The sequence below is a fragment of the Tessaracoccus pujii genome (assembly GCF_054483895.1).
The window spans coordinates 2,643,895-2,662,695 of record NZ_CM137012.1 but is presented as its reverse complement, the minus strand read 5'-3'; the positions used below and the strand labels follow the sequence as shown (position 1 = coordinate 2,662,695).

The window sequence follows — 18,801 nt, the reverse complement described above, 5'->3', positions numbered from 1 at the left end:
GACACGACTTGTGGCGGACTGGAAGTCGAGTCGCTCACGCATGACCGTCAGCGCCGCGACGCTTTGCTGTGGAACTTCACTGTGCTCGGCGAGGCGGCGTCGCAGCTCCCGGAGTCAGTGAAGCAGGCGCACCCCGAGGTGAGGTGGTCGAGGCCCAGCCAGCTTCGGAATCGGATTGTCCATGGCTACTGGTCGGTCGACCTGGAGGTGTTGATCGCTACCGCCGTCGACGACCTCCCGGGGTTTGTCGCCGAGCTGCGTAAGGTGGCGGCCGAAATCAGCGACGGATGACGGCGTGATCGAGTGCAGACCGTAGATCCGTAGATTCGCGGTCCGGTATTCGTACCTTCGCGAGTCTCGCCTCCGCCTGGCCCAGTAGTGCCGAAGAACCGGTGATGACCAGCCCTGGTTCGGCGGATCTGGTGCCGACTACGCCATCAGATCCGCCCCCGAAGCACGCATCGTCTAGGCCCAGACCTCAATGACGACGCCGGCCCCGATCGGGCACACGGGCTCGGCAGGCTCAGGTGTTTTGTGAGATGCCTTGCCGCAAGGCTTTGAGTTGCTCCGCGACGAGCGAGCTTGGGGTGGTCGCCGTCTCGATGCAGGGTTGGCAAACCTATTCGTTTATGCGAAGCTCTCTGTTGTGGGGTTGATGATGGTTTCCGAGGCGGCTGAGCGTCTTGGGGTGTCCACACGACAGGTGCAGCATCTGGTCGCGCAGGGAGAGCTGCGCCAATTGGCGCGAGGGGTCGTGGACGGGACCTCGGTTGAGCGGCTGGTGGCGGTGCGTGGTGGATCACATCAGCGGGCATGGTCAGAGTCCACGGCGTGGGCGGCGGTGTCGCTGCTGTCGGGTGGGCATGGGCCATGGTTGGGGCTGACGCAGCGGTCGCGTCTGAGGTCGCGGCTTCGGGGACTGACTGCGTCCGAGTTCGTGGAGCGTGCGCGCGGTCGTGCTGTCGTGAGGCGGTATCGGGCGCATTCGAGCGCGGGTCAGTACCTTATCAGCGTGCTCGTGTGCGCCACGGATGCCGGGAGGCAGCTTGGGCTGGCCGAGACCACCAGTGTCGACGGCTATCTGGCGATCGACGAGGTCGAGGACGTGGTCCGTACTCATGGGTTGATCCGTGACGACGAGGGTCGAGTAACTCTGCGCGCCACGGGGATGGGGCTCGATATTGTCCGCGACCTCGCACAGCGCGGTGTTGTGTTGGCTGCCCTTGACTTGGCGGAGTCGCTCGATGTGCGGGAGAGGCGGGCCGGCCTGGGGGCCCTCGACAATGCGCTGGGATCCTTCCGTGATTGAGCGTCGGATCATCGATGTGCCGAGTCCGCCTGGTGGGTGGGGTGCCCCGTGGCCGAACGTTGCGGAGATCGAGGCGGTCCTGCCGCATGGGAAGTGGACGCTGGTTGGCGGGTTGATGGCCCAGCTGCATGGCGTCTACCGAGGTATCGACGCCCTTCGCCCCACTGATGATGTCGACATCGTGGTCCACGTCGAGACAACCCGGGGTGTCGCGGCTGAGACCGCCCGGGCGCTGGAGTCGCTGGGGTACAGGTTCACGCCCTCGATCGATGAGCGAAGCAACACCGCGCACAGATTCAGACGCGGGCAGTCGAAGATCGATGTGGTGATCGGGGAGGATGTGGTCGATGTCCTGATCGCAGACCATCCGGCACCGCGGGTGGTGGAGACGCTGCACGGCAAGACGATGGTCGCAATCGAAGGCGGCACCCAGGCCCTGAGGCGAACGATCAGCGCCCGGCTTGAGATCGTGCCCGGGGAGAACACCACAGTCAGTGTTCCTTCTCCTTTCGGAGCGGTGATCCTCAAGGCCGCGGCCTATCAGAGCGACACGCGCGACAGGGAGCGCCACCTTCAGGACGCCGCGCTGCTGCTGGCCGTGATTGAGGACCCGCTCGCGGAGCGGGCAGGGTTCGCAGGTTCCGATCGGGGGCGCCTGAACGTGCTCGCGCGGGCTCTCCCTGACACCGCCCCGTCGTGGCGGCTGCTCCCCGAGGCGTGGCGTGTCAACGGCCAGATCGCGCTACGCATCCTGACCGCCTGAGCACTCTGATGCTGTGGGCTCAGATTGGGCTTGGGGAAGATATGGCGGTTGGTCGAACGTTGTCGGAGCCAGTTTGAACAGGGGTTCGAGTCCCCCATGCTCCATGGCTGAACTCTCTAGTCAAACGCCCTTGACTAGAGAGTTTGTATGTTCACCTCGGACCCAAGTGCACTCAGAGGGACAGAAGAGAGCTTTCAGATCGCAGGTTCATCGGACGCGCGAGGGGCAGTCTGGCGAACTGGACGACGACGGACTCCACACCCGTGCCTGGAAAGACCTGATGACCGTGGCGCTCTCATCGGCGCGTGCACGCGCCGCGCCCGCGCCGCCGGCCGTGATGCGTCCGCGGGTGGGCTGGGCGCATCCGTTGTGGGGGGCCGGGGGCTTCAGGCGTTCTTACGCTCGAACCAGAGCCAAGCCGTCGTCAGGATCGCGATGCCGACGCCCGCCGCGAGGAACGTCCATGCGGGGATGAACATCGACGCGGTGCTGACCGCGTAGGGCGCGAGGAAGCCGATGTAGGTGAGGCTGTAGGCGACGGCGGTCGTGGGGGCGATGAGGTGCTGCGGCGTGTGATGCTCGACGATCGTGATGCTGCCGACCATGAGGAGGCCGTGCGCGGCCCCCAGCACGACCGCGGCGGGCATCAGCCAGAGCGGGTGGGGGAACAGCGCGGCTGCGGTCGCAATCATCATGCCGAGGGTCAGGACGGCCATGCCCAGCGGTGGCGTCCGGCCCGGGTCATGCTGGGCGTAGCGTCGGACCGACGGCTGCACCATCACGCTCGTGCCGAGGGTGAGTCCTGCGGTCAGGCCCGCGGCGGCCACCCGCGGCAAGCCAGGGACAGGGCCCACCAGGGCTGGGGTCACCGCGAACGCGACGGTCGCGGCCCCGAACACCCAGGGCGCCGAGGGCACGATCAGCTTCCAGAACCAGCCGTGCATCACGTGCCGCGCGGCGGCTGCGACCGTCGGTCTGGGCTGGTCTGACGTGTCGAGCTCGGGCGCATTCCAGACGATGGCCGCAGCGACGGCCTGCACGATCAGGTGCACCGCGTAGGCGAGCTGGAGCGGTGCCGGGAACCACTGCGCGAGGACGCCGGAGCCCATGGGCCCGATCGCGAAGCCCGCCGTCAACGCGACCGTCGACCGCCGGGCACCTGTGCCCAGCGGCAACCCGGCAGACAACTCCTTCACCCACGCCGTGCCGGGCGCCATGACGAACCCGACGCCGACCCCGGACGCGATGCGCCCGGCGAACAGCAGCCCGGGGGAGTCAGCACCGAGCAGCAACAGGAGGCTGCCCACCAGCATCAGCACCGAAGAGATCCGAACCAACGGACGCTTGCCCTTGTGCTGCGACACCCACGCAGCGGCGAGCAGGGCGGGCACGAGGCCCCCGACGTACGCGGCGAACATCCCCGTCACCAGTTGCTCGGACAGCCCTCGCTCGTCCCGGTAGACGAGCAGCATCGGCGCGAACTGGTTGGCGCCCCAGCCGGCGGCCAGCATGGCCAGCGCTACCCGCCGCCAGGTGCGGGGGGTGGCGGTGGCGTGCAGGGCGTCCATGCGCCCATCCTTCCGCAAGGAATCAGCTGTCGATCGGCAGGGCTTCCACGGCGGGGTGGCGGCCTCGATCGACCGGTCACGGCCGCTCACTCGGCCCCGTCACGCGGCTCAGGTCGTCGTCCCGCCCTTGATCAGGTTCTGCTGACGACCAACCAGCGGTCGAGGAAGTCTGCCACCAGAGCGATGTAGGCCGCCCGATCCGCGAAGTAGCCTCCGCAGTGGTCCGCCCCGTCGAAGGATACGAGCTCGACCGGCCCCGGGGCCGCGGCCGCGGCCAACTGCAACGCATGGTCGTAGGGGATGACCCTGTCGTTGGTCCCGTGTAGCAGCAGCAGTGGACGAGGCGAGATCGCGCCGATCCTGTCGAGGGGACGGACCTCGGAGAAGGCGTAGCCGTAGCGCAATCGGTTCACCAGGTCGGCAACCGGGATGAGCGGCTCGCTCGGCAGGCGGTGGCGGCGATATCCCGTGGCGACGACGTCACTGAGGGTTGCGAAGGGTGAATCGGCGACGAGAGCCTCAATCCGGGAATCCTGCGCCGCAGTGAGGATGGCCGTGGAAGCGCCCATCGAGAATGACACGACGGCGATCCGGGCGTCGGGCCGGCGCTCGCGCACCAGGTCCAAGGCGGCGCTCAGGTCCCGCTGCTCGTGGTGAGCCAGGGACTGTGGGCCATCACCGGAGTCTCCGTTGCCACGGAAATCGAAGAGCAGGACGCTGTGGCCAGCCCGCCACAGACCTGAGCCGATCCCCAGCATGTCAGACTTGTTGCCTCGGTGGCCGTGGGCGCAGACGACGACGGTGGACGACGCAGGTTGGTCGAGCCACCAGCCTGCCAAGGGAACTCCGTCGGCTGCGGTAAAGGCGACATCCTCCGACCGAGCCCTCACCTCGAACGGAGTGAATGTGTAGTTGGGCCACGGGCGCCTCGGCCCATTCAGGGTCCAGGCGGTGAACCCGCCGAGCGCGCCGACTCCGAGCCCGACGCCCATCACCACCCACCCTGCGGCGCCCAACATCCTCTTCATCCGCATCCACCTTCTAGGTGCAAACCAACTTAGTTCACCGCCCAGCAGGGCTGGGACCTGAACTGTGCAGCAAAGCCATCCACGGAGGGCACCGTTCCGGTGCTTTCCTGTCACACCGAACCGAACCGGGCGGTCCCGACCAGCGATCAACGAACCTCTGATGCCGCGCGGAGCGATGACGAGCATTGAGGTCGTGGGTGTGGGTGATCCGGCGGCCCGGTTGGGAATCTCAAGGGTGGCGTTGAGCAGGGTGTTGCACGGTCACGCCCGGGTCAGTCCGAACCTCGCAGTCCGATTGGAGGAGGCGGGAGTGGGGTCCGCCCGGGTGTGGTTGGCCATGCAGACCGCCTTCGACCTGGCTGCCGAACGTGCCGCTGGGCTGCCGAAGGTCCGCCGCCTGGATGACGTCGCCTGACCACCCCACGACGAGCTGCACCAGACCCGCCACCGTAGCCGCGTGGCGCCCCCGGATCATGACCAGTCGGCTGCCCGCGACTCGCGTCGCTCCCGCAATGCCGCGCCAAGGAACCGGTAAGTCCATTCCTGGGCGAGTTGGCGTGTCTCGGCGAAGATGACCGGCACATTCGGCACCCGTACCTGGCACTCGGCCAAGGCTTCGGCGACCGTCGACGCCTTCACGTGCGTCAGCTTGAAGATCGCTGAGTAGCGCTCCTCGACGACGACCGCGGCCCGCGGCACCGTCGCCAACTCTTCGAGCCGGTAGATCAGGCGGCCACCGGCCAGCGAGCCAGCCAGATCCTGCAGGCTCTTCCGCTCGACCACCGCAACCACCTCGTCCTCGTCGACGACGCCGTAGTCACCCACCCGGAGCGCCTCACGTCGGGTAACAGCCTGTTGGGCCGTGAACTTCCAGGCGTACTTTTCGCGGGTGTCGACGACGATCTCGAGGTCGTCGAAGCCGGAGGCGCGCGCCGTCGGGAGGGCGACATTCGGTCGCGCGGCCTTCGTGGTGCGGGCGTTCTGCCAGAAGATCATCTCCCGCCCCCGAGCCTGGGTGATGACGAACTGCGAGCGCGACTCGCGGGTGCGGTCGGCCTCGACGCTGATGGCGGCACCGCGCCGGACGCAAGAGCGCAGCGGAATGCGTTCGACGATGTCGGGGTCGTCCGGCCAGGGCAGGCCGTGTCGGTGGCAGTAGATCTTGGCGGTGCGGGGCCAGGTGTCCTTGGCGCGCAGGACGATGCCGCCATCGATGGGGATGAGGAGGATGAACGGCAGCGTGGAGTCCTCGGGATTGCGCGCGATCAGCAGCTCCATGTCACTCCCCACCTCTGACACCCGACTCTAGTGTCGTGCGTCATGAGTTCGTTGGTGAGTGCACGGGATGCCACGCAGAGCCGCCACACTCCGTCGGGGGGGGCGCGGCCTGACTGGCGTGTCGAGTCTGCCCCGACGGGGATCCTGTCGTAAGCGCGGTGCGACTCGCGCTTGAGAACTACCATCGCACTACTGCTGTGTCCATGCGGCCGAGGACGGCCACACCACCAGGAGGATCGATGACAGTCGGCGAGCACCGGAACGCCCCGCGCGGGGGTGGCAGGTCATTCAGTGGCGGAGTGATGCTTCTGATCGGGCTCCTTGCAGGAATTGCGCTGGCCGCGGCTGGCGGCGTCTTCCTCCTCGGCATCGGGTGGGCGACCCCGTTGGAGGCGCAGTCGGTCATCAGCGCCAGCCCGAGCCCATCGCCGTCGCCGACGCCGGACGACGTGACGACGCAGCCCGGCGACGTGTCCGAGGCGTGCGTGCGGGCGGCGGAGTACAACGCCGTGGTCGACGACGCCGTCGACGACCTCGCCAGGGGTGCGGAGGCACAGGACGCGCGCGCACTGCAGGAGACCCTCGACCGCCTCCAGGATGCCCGTGAAACGGCCGACGGGGCGTCCGAGGAGTGCCTCGCCCAAGCTGGGAAGACCCCGCAGACCAGTCAGTCGGCCTCTCCGGAGCCCAGCCCCAGCCCCACGTCATGACCGCAGCACCTGCGCCGGTCGAAGCGGAGCCGCGCCGCGGCCTCATGGCCACACTCTGGTACGGCTACGCCCGCGTGACGGTCGCGCTGCGCTGGGTCATCGTCGTGGGATGGGTGGCGGCGGCGATCGCGGCGACGTTGCTTCTGCCTCCCATGCAGAGCACGGCCAATGACATCGAAGCGCTCGGGGCCGACGACGCCAGTTTCGCGGCCGAGCAGCGGTCGATGGAGCTGTTCGGGTTTCCCCTCCTGAGTCGAGCGGCGATCGTGCAACGCAACCCCGAGGGTCTGCCCCCATTGGTTCAGGCCGAAGCCGTCATGCGTGGCATCGCCGTCAGCCAGGGGAAGCACGACACGGAAATACTCGGCGCGATCCCGGTGCCGAACGCCGAGGGAGCGTTCCCCGGTGCCGCCGAGAAGAACACCACCGTCGTCACCTTCGTGTTCGCGGACCCCTCCCTGAACTTCTTCGAGCAGACCGCGGTGGTCGAGGACTTCGCGGCCGAGCAGCTCACGGACGCGTCCGACGCGTATGTGGGCGTCACAGGTTCCATCCCGGCGCGCGCCGCCCAGGGCAAGGTTCTGAACTCCTACGTCCACATCGTCGAGGCCGCGACAGTACTTGCGGTGCTGACGATCGTGGCGCTCACGTTCGGGTCGCTGGTGGCGCCGGCCCTGACGCTGATCTCCGTGGGCGCTGCCGTGTTCGTCACGCTCGGCGTCTCCGGATGGGCCGCGACCATCATGGATGTGTCGATCCCGGCCGACCTGAGGCCACTGATCGTCGCACTCCTCCTCGGCATCGTCACCGACTACTGCATCTTCTACCTCTCCGGGCTCCGCACCCGGCTCCGGGAAGGCCACGATCGCCTCGAGGCGGCCCGACTGGCCACCGCTTCCGTCACGCCGATCGTCACCGTCGCCGGCGTGACGGTCGCGGCGGGAACAGCGTCGCTGCTGGTTGCCGAGTCCCCACTCTTCAGCGGGTTCGGGCCCGCGCTCGCGCTCACCGTCCTGACCGGACTCGTAGTGGCCGTCACCCTCGTGCCGGCCTTGCTCGCCATTCTCGGCCGAGCGGCGTTCTGGCCGCGAGCCCTCGTCGCCGAGCCCGCGAAGGTGCGCGAACGCCCTTCGCTCCTCACCCGGGCGGTCGCGCACCGGGGCTCCGCCTTCGTGCTCGTGCTGCTGTGCGTGGTTGGCCTGGGCGCCGCCGCCTACCAGGCGCGCAATCTCGACCTCGGCCTCGGGTTCGTCCAATCCCTGCCGGAGACCACGAGTGCGCAGCGGGCGGCAGATGCTGCCGGCAAGGGCTTTTCTCCGGGCATCGTTTCCCCGACAGAGATCGTGCTCGAAGGCCCGGGAGTCGGGGAGAAGGCCGATGAGGTGGCCCAGTTCGGGGAGGCCCTCAAGGCTCAATCGGGGGTTGCGGGGGTGATCGGCCCCGGGGACCTCCGCGCCGCGGACGAGGTCGGAGCCTTCACCGCTGAGTCGGGGGACGCCGTCCGCTTCCTGGTCGTCCTCGACAGCACGCCGCTCGAGGCGACGGCGATCGACACGCTCGGGCGGGTCGAAGCGGCGCTTCCGCAGCTCGCCGCCGACGCGAACCTCGGCGAGGTCACCACCCACGTCGGCGGCGACACCGCGCTCGCCTCGGGCATCATCACCGACACCACCAACGACCTCCTCCGGATCGGGCTCGTCGCGCTTGCCGTGAACCTGCTCCTGCTGGTCATCTTCCTGCGTGCGCTGATCGCCCCCCTGTACCTCCTCGCGTCGAGCGTTCTCGCGCTGGGGGCGACGCTGGGTCTGTCGGTGCTGTTCTTCCAGGACTTCCTTGGTCACGACGACCTCACGTTCTACGTCCCGTTCGCGGGGTCGGTCCTCCTGCTGTCCCTCGGGTCCGACTACAACATCTTCGCCGTCGGCCACGTCTGGCAGGAGGCCCGCAACCGGTCGCTGAAGGACGCCCTGCTCGTCGCCACCCCGGAGTCGACAAGAGCGATCACCTCCGCGGGCCTGGCGCTGGCTGCCAGCTTCGGGCTGCTTGCACTGGTTCCGCTGGGACCGTTCCGCGAACTGGGCTTCCTGCTGGGGGTCGGTATCCTGATTGACGTGTTCATCGTCCGAGCGCTGCTCGTGCCGTCACTGATCACGCTGGTGGGCCCGCTGAGCAGTTGGCCGTCAGGCATCCTGCAGCGCGAGAGGCGCACTCGCGTCAGGAAGGCACGTGCGAATGCCTGACCAGTACCCAGTCCAGCCGGACGGCAACCACGCCGTCACTCCATCGCGTCGACGGCTGCGTGGGCGCGTGCTCGACTGGGCCATCGGCGCCGTCGGAATGCTCGGCATCGTGGTCCTGGCGCTGCTGCTGTTCTGGCTGTCGATCACGCGGCCGGTCGACAGTACCGATGCCACGCCGATCGACGGCACGCCGACCGCCTCCTCAGCCGGACCCATCGCAGAAGCCACCCCGCCTCCGGATCTCGCCGAGAACGAGGTCTGGTTCGGTGACGTCTCGCTCAACGCCAGTTCCGTCCTCGCCGCGGGAACGCCGCTCCGCGACGTCGTCGGCACCGGTACCGACGTCACGTCGGGGCCGGAGGGACTCGTCGCCCGCCACCTCGAACTCACGGCCACGGTCCCGTTCCACGTCGTGGCCGCGCAAGTCGGCCCGGACGCCACCCTGAGTGCCGCCGATGATGGTGAGGTGCGTGTTGACACCCGGGTGGAGGCACTGGGACGCACTCTCCCCGTCGGGGCCACCGGTACGGTCACGGTTGTGGGCGGCAAGCTGGTGATGGTGCCGACGTCCATCGACATCGGAGGGCCCCAGTTCGTCTCAGAGTTGCTGGGAGATGTGCTGCGCGAGTTGATCACGTTCGAGCACCGTATCGAGGGTCTGCCCGACGGGGTCGTCCTGCGGAGCGTGAAGGTGGTGGACGGCGGATTCCGCGCCAATCTCACCGGGGACAACGTCCGACTCGTGCAGTGAGTCGGCCGCTCCTGCGAACCAGTCCGCAAGGCTGCCTTGCCGCATACTTCGTCAGTGGGCCGATATCGGTCGTTACGAGCGAGTCATAGGCCGACTTTAGGCTGAGGGCGATGCGACAACCAGGCCCGCGCCTCATTCACTCACTGAGCGGTGGATCTGGTGGGGACTACACAACCAGATCCACCGCACAGCGCCGCGGTCCGGCGGGACGCGGTCCGGCCAGGGCCCCGTGCTACTTCTTGGCAGCCTTCGTCGGCTTGGCCTTGGTGGTCGGTGCCTTTGTCGTCGTCGCCTTCTTCTCCTCCGACTTGCCCCGTCCAGGCGTCTCGTCGACCGCCTTGCCTGGCGGTGTGGTGTCCTGCGCTTCGTCGTCATGGGTGGCGGGCTGCGCCGTCGACGCTACGGGTGCGGCCGACGCGGAGGGCGTGACCGAGGCCGATGGGGTCGTCGAGGGCGACGGCGAGACGCTGGTCGTCGGTGTGCCGGGATCCCCCTCCGAAGTCGGGTTCTGGGTCCAGGCCATCGCGGCCAGGACACCACTGGAGACAAGGACGGCGCCCGCCACCCACCAGGCGCGGTCGGCGCGGGTGCTCGACGGTGGGGACGCCGGCGCACCCGGCTGGAGCGCGGCCGCAGCCGCAGAGGCGGCGGTGGTCATCACCGCGGTGGCGCCGGGCAGCCGCGCGGTGCTGTCGTCCGGAATGAGGGCGGGGACGGCGGCGGTATCCCGCGCGGATGACTCGATGTCCCTCAGCCGGGCGGCGACCTCGGCCGCCGACGCCGGTCGATCGTCGGGCTGCTTGGCCAGTAGTTCGCCGATCAACGCCTCCAAGGCCGCGCTCGCCTCGGGCCGTCGCGCGCGAAGCAGGGGAGGGTCGATCTGCACATGCTGGTGGAGTGCCCCGATGACGTGCTCGCTCTCGAACGGGGGCAGCCCCGTCGCGAGAGTCATGAGGACGCAGCCCAGGGCGTAGAGATCGCTGCGCTCATCGGCGGGCGCCCCGGCCGCCTGCTCCGGAGACACGTAGAGGGCGCTGCCCACGACGGTGTTGGTCGCGGTGAGCGCGGGGGCGGCCGACTGGGAAAGCCGGGCCACTCCGAAGTCGACCACCTTCAACTCGCCGGAGGGCCCGAGCATCAGGTTGCCGGGCTTGATGTCGCGGTGAACGATCCCGGCCCTGTGCGCCGCAGCGAGGCCGGCAGCGACCTGCGCCCCGAGACCTGCCACCTCCGCCTCCGGGAGCGGTCCGCGAGACGCGACCAACTGCGCGAGCGTTGGCCCCGGGAGCAGTTCCATGACGATGTAGGTCCACGCTTGGTGGGTTCCGATGTCGAAGACCAGAACGGTGTTCGGGTGCTGGAGCGCCGCCATGGCCACGGCCTCGCGGCGGAACCGCTCCAATGCCGCGGGGTCGCTGGAGCCCGCGGACAGCAGCTTCACCGCGACCTCCCGGCCCAGGACGGCATCGTGGGCCTGCCACACCTGGCCCATGCCCCCGGAGGCGAGCAGGTGCGAGAGACGGTAGCGGTTGCCCAGAACGGCGTCGGCTTGCATGCTCTCATTTTCTCCCGCGGGCAAGCCCAGCCCAACTCGCAGGCAGTGTTCCCGACGGGTCAGGCTGGCATGCCCATGCCGGCGTTGGCCTCTGTCTCGGCGATCTTGGTCAGGAGCTCGTCGGTGCGCGACTCCTCGTCCAGCGACTGCGTGAGCAGGTCGTAACCGTCGGAGAGCCCGAGCATCTTCGCCCAGCGGCGCATGGTGCCGTAGCGGGTGATCTCGTAGTGCTCCACGGCCTGGGCGGACGCGATGAGCGCGGCGTCTGCGGCGGGGCTGCCCTGGTACTCCTCGAGGTGCTCGTCACCCTCCTTGAGGATGCCGTCGATGGCGTCGCAGCGCTTGCTGGTGGGCTTGCGGTCGATCATCGCGAACACCTTCTCCAGCCGCTCGACCTGACCCTCGGTCTCGGTCAGGTGATGCGCGAACGCGGCCTTGAGCTCGTCGGAGACGGCGGCCTCCTGCAGCTTCGGCAACGTCTTGAGGATGTGCCGCTCCGCGTAGTACATGTCGCGCATGGTCTCGTAGAAGAGACCGTCCAGGTTCTTGTCTGCCATTGTCGTGCCTCTCGTAGATTCTTGACCGCTTGCCCCTATATCTACCCATTCCCCGGTGACCTGAAACATGTGGCGAGGCGATACGTTGGTTATGAAAAGAAGACGTTCGTATCTGATGGGGAGGATGTCCGTGTCTGGTGGAGAGGAACGACGGGTGCGTCGCCCCCGTCGCCCGCGACGACCGGCACCGGAGGAACGACAGTCGTGAGACAGACGATCGTGATGACGGGGGCTTCGCGCGGTATCGGGCGCGTCGCCGTCGAACGCATCCTCACCGAGGAGCCCGAAACGCATCTGGTGCTGCTGGCCCGTGGGCCGGCAGACGAACTGGCCGCAGGGCTGGGAGCGGGACGAGCGAGGGTGTCCGTGATCCAGGCAGACCTCACGTCGTTGCGCAGCACCGCCGATGCTGCCGCCGAAGTCGTCGACCGGCTCGACGCGGGTGAGTTCCCGCCGCTGCGGGCACTGGTGTGCAACGCCGGGATCCAGCACACGAACGACCTCACCAAGACCGTCGACGGCTTCGAGGCGACCTTTGCCGTCAACGTGCTCGCCAACCGTGTACTCGTGCGGCACCTCCACCCTCGCCTACAGGTACCGGCGAGGATCGTCATCACCGTCAGCGACACCCACTTCGGCGACCTGCGCCACAACCTCGGCATGGTGCCGGGGCCGCAATGGGCCTCGGCCGATGTGCTGGCCCGCACAGGGGCCTTCCGGAATCCGGAGACCACGGCAGCCGGGCGCACTGCTTACTCGACCAGCAAGCTCGCCGCGATCCATCTCGTGCATGAGTACGCCAGGCGGCTCCCCTCCGTCGCGGTCATCGGCTACAACCCCGGCTTCGTGCCCGGCACCGACCTCGCCCGCGACGCGGACCCGTTCTCACGGTTCGCCATGCGGCGGATAATGCCGTGCCTGGCCGCGACCCCGTTGGCGACGACCCCGGCAAGGGCCGGGCGGTACCTCGCCGATGTCACGCTGGGCATCATCGACGCACCCAGCGGGGCGTACGTCGACCGAAACCGGGTTGCCTCATCGTCACCCGAGTCGTACGACCCCCAACGGGAGCAGGACACCTGGAACACCGTCGAATTCCTCACCGCCGCATGGTGACGGATCACGAACCCTGAGCGCTCCACCGTGCCGGCTCACTTCGGTGACAGCCTTCTGGTCGATCACGACGGCGGAGTCAGGCAGTCCGGGCCCTCGCCGGGTCCAAGGGTCATGTGGGGGAGCACCAGGGGGTTCCCCCGATGGGAAAGTCTACGCCGTAGAGTTAGGGTCATTGCATGATCTACACCGTAGAAACACCCGCCCCGCCGACCCATCTCGAGTCGGTCGTCTCCCGCTACCGGCACCCCTTGACCTTCTACCTGCTGGCGACGTCCATCCCGTGGGCGCTCTGGCTCACGGCAGGGTATCTGTCGCGGTTGCCCGAGCAGACGTCCCCTCTGTCGGCACTCATCGCGATCCTGAGCCTCGGTGGCCTGGTCGCCCCGGTCGCCGTGGCCTGGGCCCTGGTGGCCCGTGACCCGATTCTGCGTCGCGACGTCCTCCACCGGCTCGTGAACGTGCGGGACGTGCCGGCATGGGCCGCGCTCCTTTCGCTCGTCCTGCTCCCCGGGGCGCTGCTGCTGGCCACCGCCATCTCGATCCCGCTGGGCTACCCACTCGAGCAGTTCGCCTTCCGGGGCGGCGCATCGTTCACCACGGGCGCGGTACCCGCCCTGCTGACGCTGATTCTGGCTCCGGTGCTGGAGGAGCTGGCGTGGCACAGCTATGGCACCGACTCGCTGGCGTCGCGCTGGACGGTGTGGCGGACGTCGCTGGTCTTCGCCGTGGTCTGGGCGATGTGGCACCTGCCCCTGGCGACGATCCAGGGCAACTATCAGGCGGAGGTGGTGGAGACCGGCTGGCTGGCCACCGCGAACTTCGCCCTGTCGATGTTTCCCTTCATCATCCTGATGAACTGGCTCTACTACCGCAGCGGTCGCAACATCGTCCTACCGATCGTCTTCCACGCCGCCGCCAACGTCGGCAACGAGCTGTTCCTGACCCACTCCGACACCAAAGCGATCCAGACGGCCATCCTTCTGGTAGTTTGCGGAATCGTGCTGTGGCGGGAGCGGGAGTTGTTCTTCACCCGGCCGGAGCGCGCCCTGACATGACGCCGGCTCCGTCGCTGCTCAGCCGCCAGCAGATCGTCCGTGCGGCGATCGTGTTGCTGGACCGCGACGGGGTCGACGCCTTCTCGATGAGGCGCCTCGGCGGGGAGCTGGGCGTCGACCCGATGGCGATCTACCACCACCTCCCCAACAAGGCTTCCCTGTTCGATGCCGTGGTCGACACCGTCTGGTCCGAGACCGCGGTCGAGTGGCCTGAGGCCGGGGCGCCGTGGCAGCAGGTGGTGGGGATCGTAGCCCGGGCCCTGCGCCGGGAACTGCTCGTGCACCCTCGGCTGGTCCCGATCATCGCCACCCGACCCATCGTCACGCAGGCCATGCTGAAGCTGGTCGACGAGACGCTCGGGTACCTGGCCGACGGTGGTCTTGCCCCTGCGTCCGCGATGCAGCTGCTCGACTGCCTGGTGGCCTACACCGTGGGCAAGGTGCAGGGCGAGGTCCGTGACCCGGTGGGCGGGGAGGGTGTCTCTCCGGAGTCCGTCTACGCCGCGCTCACCCCCGAGTCTCACCCACACCTCGCAGACGCCATGGCAGCCGGCTACGGCTGGGCCCCCGAGGACGAGTTCGAACGCGGCCTGGTGGCCATGATCGCCGGGTGGGGCACCACCTCGGCCTGGTGACCGAAGTCTGGAGTCTTTGCCAGAAATCCGGCCCGGTTCGGCACGTCCCTAACGGACGCGCTGTGTTTCGCCCAATCCGTAGGCCCGGTGCACGAACACGATCGGGTGGACCGTTTCGACGCCGCTCGACTTCTCGATCTGCCACCGACACGTCTCGGTGTCGCAGGCCGCGAGGCCGTCGTTGTTGGCCTGCACCATGTCGAACAAGGGCTGGCCGACCGCCTGCGCGATGTCGTACTTCTCCTTCTTCAACCCGTACGTGCCCGCGATCCCGCAGCAGGTGACGCCGCTGTCGATGACCTCGAGGCCCGGGATGAGGCGCAGCAGGTCCGACGCGGGGGTCCCGATGCCTTGGCTCTTCAGTTGGCACGGGGCGTGATAGGGCAGCCGCATCTCGACGGGCTGGAAGTCCGTGGGCAGTTCGCCCGCCTCGTACAGCTCCATGAGGAACTCGGAGATCTCCCGGATCCGGGTGCCGACGTCGAGCAGCTCGGCGTCGTCGATCCCGAGGATCATGTGCGCCTCGTGCTTGAGCATCCCGGTGCAACTGCCGGCAGTGCTGATGATCGTCAGGTCGGTGCCCGGTGTGCGGAGTTGTTCGACGAGCCGGCGCACGGAGGCACTGGCCTGCTCGAACAGGCCGTTGCTCTGCTCGGCGAGACCGCAGCAGCCCTGTTGCGGCACGATGACCTCGTAGCCGATGTGCTCCAGCACCTCGATGGCCTTCTTGGCGGCGTCCACCTCGAAGTAGCCGCCGGCGCAGCCGTGGAAGTAGACCAGGGCGCCGCGGGTGGGCGTCCGGGTGGGCGCCGGGCGCTTCTTCAGCCACGAATGAAGCGACTGCGTGCGCGCCGTCGGCATGGGGGCGTCGCGGTGCACGCCGACGATCTTCTCCATGGCGTAGCGCGCCAGCTTGTTGTCCAGCACCGCGTTGGCCAGCGGCGCGATCGGCGTCATCGCCTGGCCCATGAGGACCGTCTGCGTGATCACCCGGTCCCGCACCGGGACCCCGTGCTCGGCTTTCATGACGGCTCGGGCAAGCGAGTTGAGCTCGGCCACGTTGACGCCCTGCGGGCACACGACGCTGCACGTGCCGCAGCTGGAGCAGTAGTCAACCGAATGGTCCACGGACTCGTCGTCGCGGAAGCGCTCCGCCTGCGGCCCGACGAACTTCGGGCCCGAGAACAGCGGGGTGACCGCGGACACCGGGCAGCTCGTCTCGCAGATGGTGCACTTGACGCACATGTCCAGGCTCATCCGGTTGAGCTCGTTGTTGAGCCGTTCCCGGAGGGCCTTGGCCCGCTCGTCCCGCGACTTCTCGCTCATCGTGCACCTCCGGTGATCTGGTCTGCGGCCCGGACGGCCGTGGCGACGGCGATCCCGTCGCCGGACTTCTCGCGCCAGCGTTCGGCGCCGGCGATGATGCCGCCGGCGACATACAGGTTGGGGCGGACGACGGTGCCTGCCGCGTCCACCGGCCGGCCGGCCTCGTCGGTGCGAACCCCCACCTCGAAGAGCGCGTGGGGCCCCCAGTACACCGACGGGATCAGGGGGGCGGCGTCGGTGGCCGTCAGGGGAAGCCCGAAGACCGGCTCGGTGATCGTGCCGTAGGAGTCCACCTCGAGGGCGCCGCTCTCGAACCCGCCGGGCGCGAACACGAAGGCCCCGGCCGTCAGCTGGCGAGGCCCGCCGGCCGCGGCGAGCGTGACAGAGGCGACACCGTCGCCGCTAGCGGTGAACCCGACGATGCGGCTGCCCTGGATGAACCGGACACCGGCGGCGCGCACCAGGCCGAGCAGGGCGTCGTAGAGACGGATGCCCGGCACCGACGGCGGGGGCAGCGGGATCTCGCAGACGTCGCGGCCGAGGGCCTCGGCCACCTGCCGCCACACACCGCGGCGGTGCACGCCCAGCACCGCGGGCAGGGCGACCACGTCGGCCTTCCCCGCGACGGCGGACACGGCGCTGGCGAACGCTGCCGCGAAGGCCTTGTCGTCCATGGCGCGGGCGTAGGTGAGCGGGGTGGGGTCGGCCTCACCGGCGCGGGCCGGCAGGTCGATCCACGCTGAGTTCGCGCTCAGGGGACCCCCGTCGGGGGCCGTCGACCGGGCCAGGTTGCCGGCGACGAGGTCCGCCGGGAAGTCCTTGAGCTGGCGCACCCCCACGACGGCGTAGCTGCGCCCACCGACGGCGTCGCCGGCCACCATGGACGGCTGGGCCAGCGCGGTGGGGCGCAGGGCCCCGACCGCCGTCGGCAGGTGGAAGTTGCGGGCCGGGTTCCCCGTGAGGAGCTCGGGACCCAGTTCCCCGGCCAGCCAGGACACGGCCGAGCCCACGGCGTCGGAGCCGAGCGACGCGTACGGGTGCTCTGCGGGTACGGAGGCCACGGCCTCCAAGGGGCTGCTGACCCGCTCCGGCGTGTAGCCGAGGATGTCGACGGTGCCCTGGGACAGGTGCAGACCACCCGGCCCCTTGGCGACCAGGGTGACGGAGCGCCCGGCGCGGGCCAGCCTCAGCGCCGCGGTGAGACCGGCGAGGCCGGCCCCGATGACGACGACGTCGCTCATCGCACAATCTCCTCTTCAGGCTGGGGCAGGTGCTCGACGTCGAGGGTGCCGGCGAAGATCCAATGGTCCAGGGCGGTTTGCCGGACCTGTTGGCCGTACAGGATGGGCCAGATCCCGATCCAGCGGTGCTTGAGGAACAGCCTCAGCAGGCCGGAGGCGCGTTCGGCGTCTGCAACCTTCTCGGAGCAGGCCAGCCCGGCGGCCCGCGCCGCGCAGAAGCCGCCCTGACACGGTCCCATGCCGAGGCGGAGCTGCCGGCGCAGGTCGTCGAGGGTGGCATCGGGCTGCTCCTTGAGCAGGCGGACGAACATCGAGCGGTTCATCAGCTCGCACTCGCAGATGATCTGATCCTCCAGCCGGTCCTTCTCGCGGTCCTCGAGCCGGTGGGTGACGGTGTAGAGCTTGCGGTCCTCGCTGCCGGGCACCACCTCGTCGGCGGTGGTGCAGGGGCGGGTCTCTCCGAGCTGCTCGTTCATCGCGTCGACGATGTGCTCGGCCATCAGCCGGTAGGTGGTCAGCTTGCCGCCGCCGATGGTGAGCATGCCCAGCAGGCCGTCGCGCGTCGAGTGGTCGATGACTGCCATGCCGCGGCTCATGTGGCGGGTGTCCTCGACGGAGACCCGCTTGTCCTTGATCAGCGGTCGCGAGCCGGACCAGGCGTGCAGCGCGCGCGCCTTGCGGAAACCGGGGATCATCGCCTCGCCGGCGTCGAGCATCTGCTGCACCTCGGCGTGAGGGATGGGCAGGTGGTCGGGGTCGGTCTCGTGGATGTCCGTGGTGCCGATGATGGAGACGGTGTGGACGGGGACGAGGATGTCGCCGTCGGTGGGGTAGACGCAGCGGTTGATGACCGTGTTCACCAGCCGGTGGTTCATCGCGATCATGATTCCGCGCCCGGGGACGACCTCGACCGGGTGGGCGCCGGCCATCTCCGAGATCTGTCCGGCCCATGGGCCGGCGCAGTTGAGCACGAAGGTGCAGCCGATGCGGACGTCCTCGCCGCCCTTCTCGTCGCGGCAGATCACGGCCGCGACCCTGTCGCCGTCGCGCTCGATCCTCGTGACCCGGTGGTAGGTGAGCACCTTCGCGCCGTGTGCCATCGCGGAGCGCGCGGCGCCCCAGACGAGCTGCCATCCGTCGACCGACCCGTCGGCTACCTCGATGGCGCGCTGGATGTGCGGGTCGAGACGCGGCTCGCGGCGTAGGGCCTCCTTGACGGAGATCTCTGTGGCCGGAACCCCGGTGGCGGCTGCGCCCGCGAGGAACTTGTCCGCGTAGGCGGGATCGTCGCCGGCGAGGGTGACGAAGAAGCCGCCGGTGTCCTCGACGGCGTCGGCCTGGATGCGACGCAGGATCGCGTTCTCCTCGGCGCACTCGGTGGCTGAACCCGGGTCGCTGACCACGTAGCGGCCGCCGGAGTGGAGCAGGCCGTGGAAGCGTCCCGTGGTGCCCTGGCCGAGGTCGACGCGCTCCACCAACACCGCGCGGTAGCCGCGCATGGCCGCGTCGCGTACCACTCCGAGCCCGGTCGACCCACCCCCGATGACGACGACGTCGGTCTCGAGACGCTTCATTGTGTCCCCTCCTTGGGCCCTGCAGTGGTTTCTACCATCTTCCTCCGGGAGGGGTCGCGGCAAGGGGCATTAGGTCGCATTCGTGCAGCGGGGAG

The 18,801-nt window shown here is 68.8% G+C and carries 18 protein-coding genes; 10 read left to right on the top strand and 8 right to left on the bottom strand.

Translation table 11 applies throughout. From position 1 onward, the window contains the following. Nucleotides 1-18 precede the first annotated feature (18 nt). The 3 genes from ACX1D0_RS12610 (at nucleotide 19) to ACX1D0_RS12600 (ending at nucleotide 2,072) form a co-directional block, all read left to right on the top strand. The gene (locus tag ACX1D0_RS12610) at nucleotides 19-291 is read left to right on the top strand and encodes a HepT-like ribonuclease domain-containing protein (RefSeq protein ID WP_459020442.1); all 273 of its coding nucleotides are present in this window, start codon (nucleotides 19-21) and stop codon (nucleotides 289-291) included. Between the two features lie 319 nt (nucleotides 292-610). Beyond that, entirely contained in the window at nucleotides 611-1,309 is a 699-nt protein-coding gene (locus ACX1D0_RS12605; protein WP_459018315.1) for a hypothetical protein, read from the top strand. Nucleotides 1,310-1,424: 115 nt separating this feature from the next. Next, entirely contained in the window at nucleotides 1,425-2,072 is a 648-nt protein-coding gene (locus tag ACX1D0_RS12600) for a hypothetical protein (protein WP_459018313.1), read from the top strand. A gap of 386 nt (nucleotides 2,073-2,458) precedes the next feature. Here ACX1D0_RS12600 and ACX1D0_RS12595 read toward each other — a convergent pair whose 3' ends face one another. Both ACX1D0_RS12595 and ACX1D0_RS12590 read right to left on the bottom strand, forming a co-directional pair. Next, the gene (locus ACX1D0_RS12595) at nucleotides 2,459-3,640 is read right to left on the bottom strand and encodes an MFS transporter (RefSeq protein WP_459018311.1); all 1,182 of its coding nucleotides are present in this window, start codon (nucleotides 3,638-3,640) and stop codon (nucleotides 2,459-2,461) included. Nucleotides 3,641-3,771: 131 nt separating this feature from the next. Further along, nucleotides 3,772-4,668 carry an alpha/beta hydrolase gene (locus tag ACX1D0_RS12590; protein WP_459018309.1) on the bottom strand — a complete coding sequence of 299 codons (897 nt, stop codon included), beginning with the start codon at nucleotides 4,666-4,668 and terminating at the stop codon, nucleotides 3,772-3,774. A 175-nt stretch (nucleotides 4,669-4,843) separates the two neighbouring features. Between ACX1D0_RS12590 and ACX1D0_RS12585 the strand changes: the two genes are divergently transcribed. Beyond that, nucleotides 4,844-5,083 carry a HigA family addiction module antitoxin gene (locus ACX1D0_RS12585; RefSeq protein ID WP_459018307.1) on the top strand — a complete coding sequence of 80 codons (240 nt, stop codon included), beginning with the start codon at nucleotides 4,844-4,846 and terminating at the stop codon, nucleotides 5,081-5,083. 56 nt (nucleotides 5,084-5,139) lie between these two features. Here ACX1D0_RS12585 and ACX1D0_RS12580 read toward each other — a convergent pair whose 3' ends face one another. Further along, a complete protein-coding gene (locus tag ACX1D0_RS12580) occupies nucleotides 5,140-5,946 on the bottom strand; it encodes an ERCC4 domain-containing protein (RefSeq protein ID WP_459018305.1) in 807 nt (268 codons plus the stop codon). 299 nt (nucleotides 5,947-6,245) lie between these two features. Between ACX1D0_RS12580 and ACX1D0_RS12575 the strand changes: the two genes are divergently transcribed. The 3 genes from ACX1D0_RS12575 to ACX1D0_RS12565 are packed head-to-tail and all read left to right on the top strand — an operon-like array spanning nucleotide 6,246 to nucleotide 9,647. Further along, nucleotides 6,246-6,656: a hypothetical protein gene (locus ACX1D0_RS12575; protein WP_459018303.1), complete on the top strand. Its 411-nt coding sequence runs from the start codon at nucleotides 6,246-6,248 to the stop codon at nucleotides 6,654-6,656. Continuing rightward, complete coding sequence (locus tag ACX1D0_RS12570; RefSeq protein WP_459018301.1) at nucleotides 6,653-8,896, top strand: MMPL family transporter; 2,244 nt, start codon at nucleotides 6,653-6,655, stop codon at nucleotides 8,894-8,896. The genes ACX1D0_RS12575 and ACX1D0_RS12570 overlap by 4 nt, the downstream gene beginning before the upstream one ends. Then, a complete protein-coding gene (locus ACX1D0_RS12565) occupies nucleotides 8,889-9,647 on the top strand; it encodes an LmeA family phospholipid-binding protein (RefSeq protein ID WP_459018299.1) in 759 nt (252 codons plus the stop codon). The genes ACX1D0_RS12570 and ACX1D0_RS12565 overlap by 8 nt, the downstream gene beginning before the upstream one ends. Before the next feature lie 232 nt (nucleotides 9,648-9,879). Here the strand turns inward: ACX1D0_RS12565 and ACX1D0_RS12560 are convergent, their stop codons facing one another. Further along, a complete protein-coding gene (locus ACX1D0_RS12560; protein WP_459018297.1) occupies nucleotides 9,880-11,202 on the bottom strand; it encodes a serine/threonine-protein kinase in 1,323 nt (440 codons plus the stop codon). A gap of 59 nt (nucleotides 11,203-11,261) precedes the next feature. Further along, nucleotides 11,262-11,759, bottom strand: coding sequence for a YciE/YciF ferroxidase family protein (locus tag ACX1D0_RS12555; RefSeq protein ID WP_459018295.1), 498 nt, complete (start codon nucleotides 11,757-11,759; stop codon nucleotides 11,262-11,264). A 204-nt stretch (nucleotides 11,760-11,963) separates the two neighbouring features. Between ACX1D0_RS12555 and ACX1D0_RS12550 the strand changes: the two genes are divergently transcribed. The 3 genes from ACX1D0_RS12550 (at nucleotide 11,964) to ACX1D0_RS12540 (ending at nucleotide 14,565) form a co-directional block, all read left to right on the top strand. Then, nucleotides 11,964-12,875, top strand: coding sequence for an SDR family NAD(P)-dependent oxidoreductase (locus ACX1D0_RS12550; RefSeq protein ID WP_459018293.1), 912 nt, complete (start codon nucleotides 11,964-11,966; stop codon nucleotides 12,873-12,875). 176 nt (nucleotides 12,876-13,051) lie between these two features. After that, on the top strand, nucleotides 13,052-13,930 hold the full coding sequence (locus ACX1D0_RS12545; RefSeq protein ID WP_459018291.1) for a CPBP family intramembrane glutamic endopeptidase: 879 nt from the start codon (nucleotides 13,052-13,054) through the stop codon (nucleotides 13,928-13,930). Then, the gene (locus ACX1D0_RS12540; RefSeq protein WP_459018289.1) at nucleotides 13,927-14,565 is read left to right on the top strand and encodes a TetR/AcrR family transcriptional regulator; all 639 of its coding nucleotides are present in this window, start codon (nucleotides 13,927-13,929) and stop codon (nucleotides 14,563-14,565) included. Before ACX1D0_RS12545 ends, ACX1D0_RS12540 begins: the two co-directional genes overlap by 4 nt. 48 nt (nucleotides 14,566-14,613) lie before the next feature. Here the strand turns inward: ACX1D0_RS12540 and ACX1D0_RS12535 are convergent, their stop codons facing one another. The 3 genes from ACX1D0_RS12535 to glpA are packed head-to-tail and all read right to left on the bottom strand — an operon-like array spanning nucleotide 14,614 to nucleotide 18,706. Next, the gene (locus tag ACX1D0_RS12535) at nucleotides 14,614-15,891 is read right to left on the bottom strand and encodes an anaerobic glycerol-3-phosphate dehydrogenase subunit C (protein ID WP_459018287.1); all 1,278 of its coding nucleotides are present in this window, start codon (nucleotides 15,889-15,891) and stop codon (nucleotides 14,614-14,616) included. After that, nucleotides 15,888-17,132 (bottom strand): glycerol-3-phosphate dehydrogenase subunit GlpB, encoded by a 1,245-nt coding sequence (glpB, locus tag ACX1D0_RS12530; protein ID WP_459018285.1) that lies wholly within the window; start codon nucleotides 17,130-17,132, stop codon nucleotides 15,888-15,890. Before glpB ends, ACX1D0_RS12535 begins: the two co-directional genes overlap by 4 nt. Then, the gene (gene glpA, locus ACX1D0_RS12525; protein ID WP_459018283.1) at nucleotides 17,129-18,706 is read right to left on the bottom strand and encodes an anaerobic glycerol-3-phosphate dehydrogenase subunit GlpA; all 1,578 of its coding nucleotides are present in this window, start codon (nucleotides 18,704-18,706) and stop codon (nucleotides 17,129-17,131) included. The genes glpB and glpA overlap by 4 nt, the downstream gene beginning before the upstream one ends. Nucleotides 18,707-18,801 lie beyond the last annotated feature (95 nt).

Coding starts and splice junctions, on each gene's coding strand:
- ACX1D0_RS12600 (WP_459018313.1), top strand. CDS start 1,425: ATGGCCCAGCTGCATGGCGTCTACCGAGGTATCGACGCCCTTCGCCCC.
- ACX1D0_RS12595 (WP_459018311.1), bottom strand. CDS start 3,640: ATGGACGCCCTGCACGCCACCGCCACCCCCCGCACCTGGCGGCGGGTA.
- ACX1D0_RS12590 (WP_459018309.1), bottom strand. CDS start 4,668: ATGAAGAGGATGTTGGGCGCCGCAGGGTGGGTGGTGATGGGCGTCGGG.
- ACX1D0_RS12585 (WP_459018307.1), top strand. CDS start 4,844: ATGACGAGCATTGAGGTCGTGGGTGTGGGTGATCCGGCGGCCCGGTTG.
- ACX1D0_RS12580 (WP_459018305.1), bottom strand. CDS start 5,946: ATGGAGCTGCTGATCGCGCGCAATCCCGAGGACTCCACGCTGCCGTTC.
- ACX1D0_RS12570 (WP_459018301.1), top strand. CDS start 6,653: ATGACCGCAGCACCTGCGCCGGTCGAAGCGGAGCCGCGCCGCGGCCTC.
- ACX1D0_RS12565 (WP_459018299.1), top strand. CDS start 8,889: ATGCCTGACCAGTACCCAGTCCAGCCGGACGGCAACCACGCCGTCACT.
- ACX1D0_RS12560 (WP_459018297.1), bottom strand. CDS start 11,202: ATGCAAGCCGACGCCGTTCTGGGCAACCGCTACCGTCTCTCGCACCTG.
- ACX1D0_RS12555 (WP_459018295.1), bottom strand. CDS start 11,759: ATGGCAGACAAGAACCTGGACGGTCTCTTCTACGAGACCATGCGCGAC.
- ACX1D0_RS12545 (WP_459018291.1), top strand. CDS start 13,052: ATGATCTACACCGTAGAAACACCCGCCCCGCCGACCCATCTCGAGTCG.
- ACX1D0_RS12540 (WP_459018289.1), top strand. CDS start 13,927: ATGACGCCGGCTCCGTCGCTGCTCAGCCGCCAGCAGATCGTCCGTGCG.
- ACX1D0_RS12535 (WP_459018287.1), bottom strand. CDS start 15,891: ATGAGCGAGAAGTCGCGGGACGAGCGGGCCAAGGCCCTCCGGGAACGG.
- glpB (WP_459018285.1), bottom strand. CDS start 17,132: ATGAGCGACGTCGTCGTCATCGGGGCCGGCCTCGCCGGTCTCACCGCG.
- glpA (WP_459018283.1), bottom strand. CDS start 18,706: ATGAAGCGTCTCGAGACCGACGTCGTCGTCATCGGGGGTGGGTCGACC.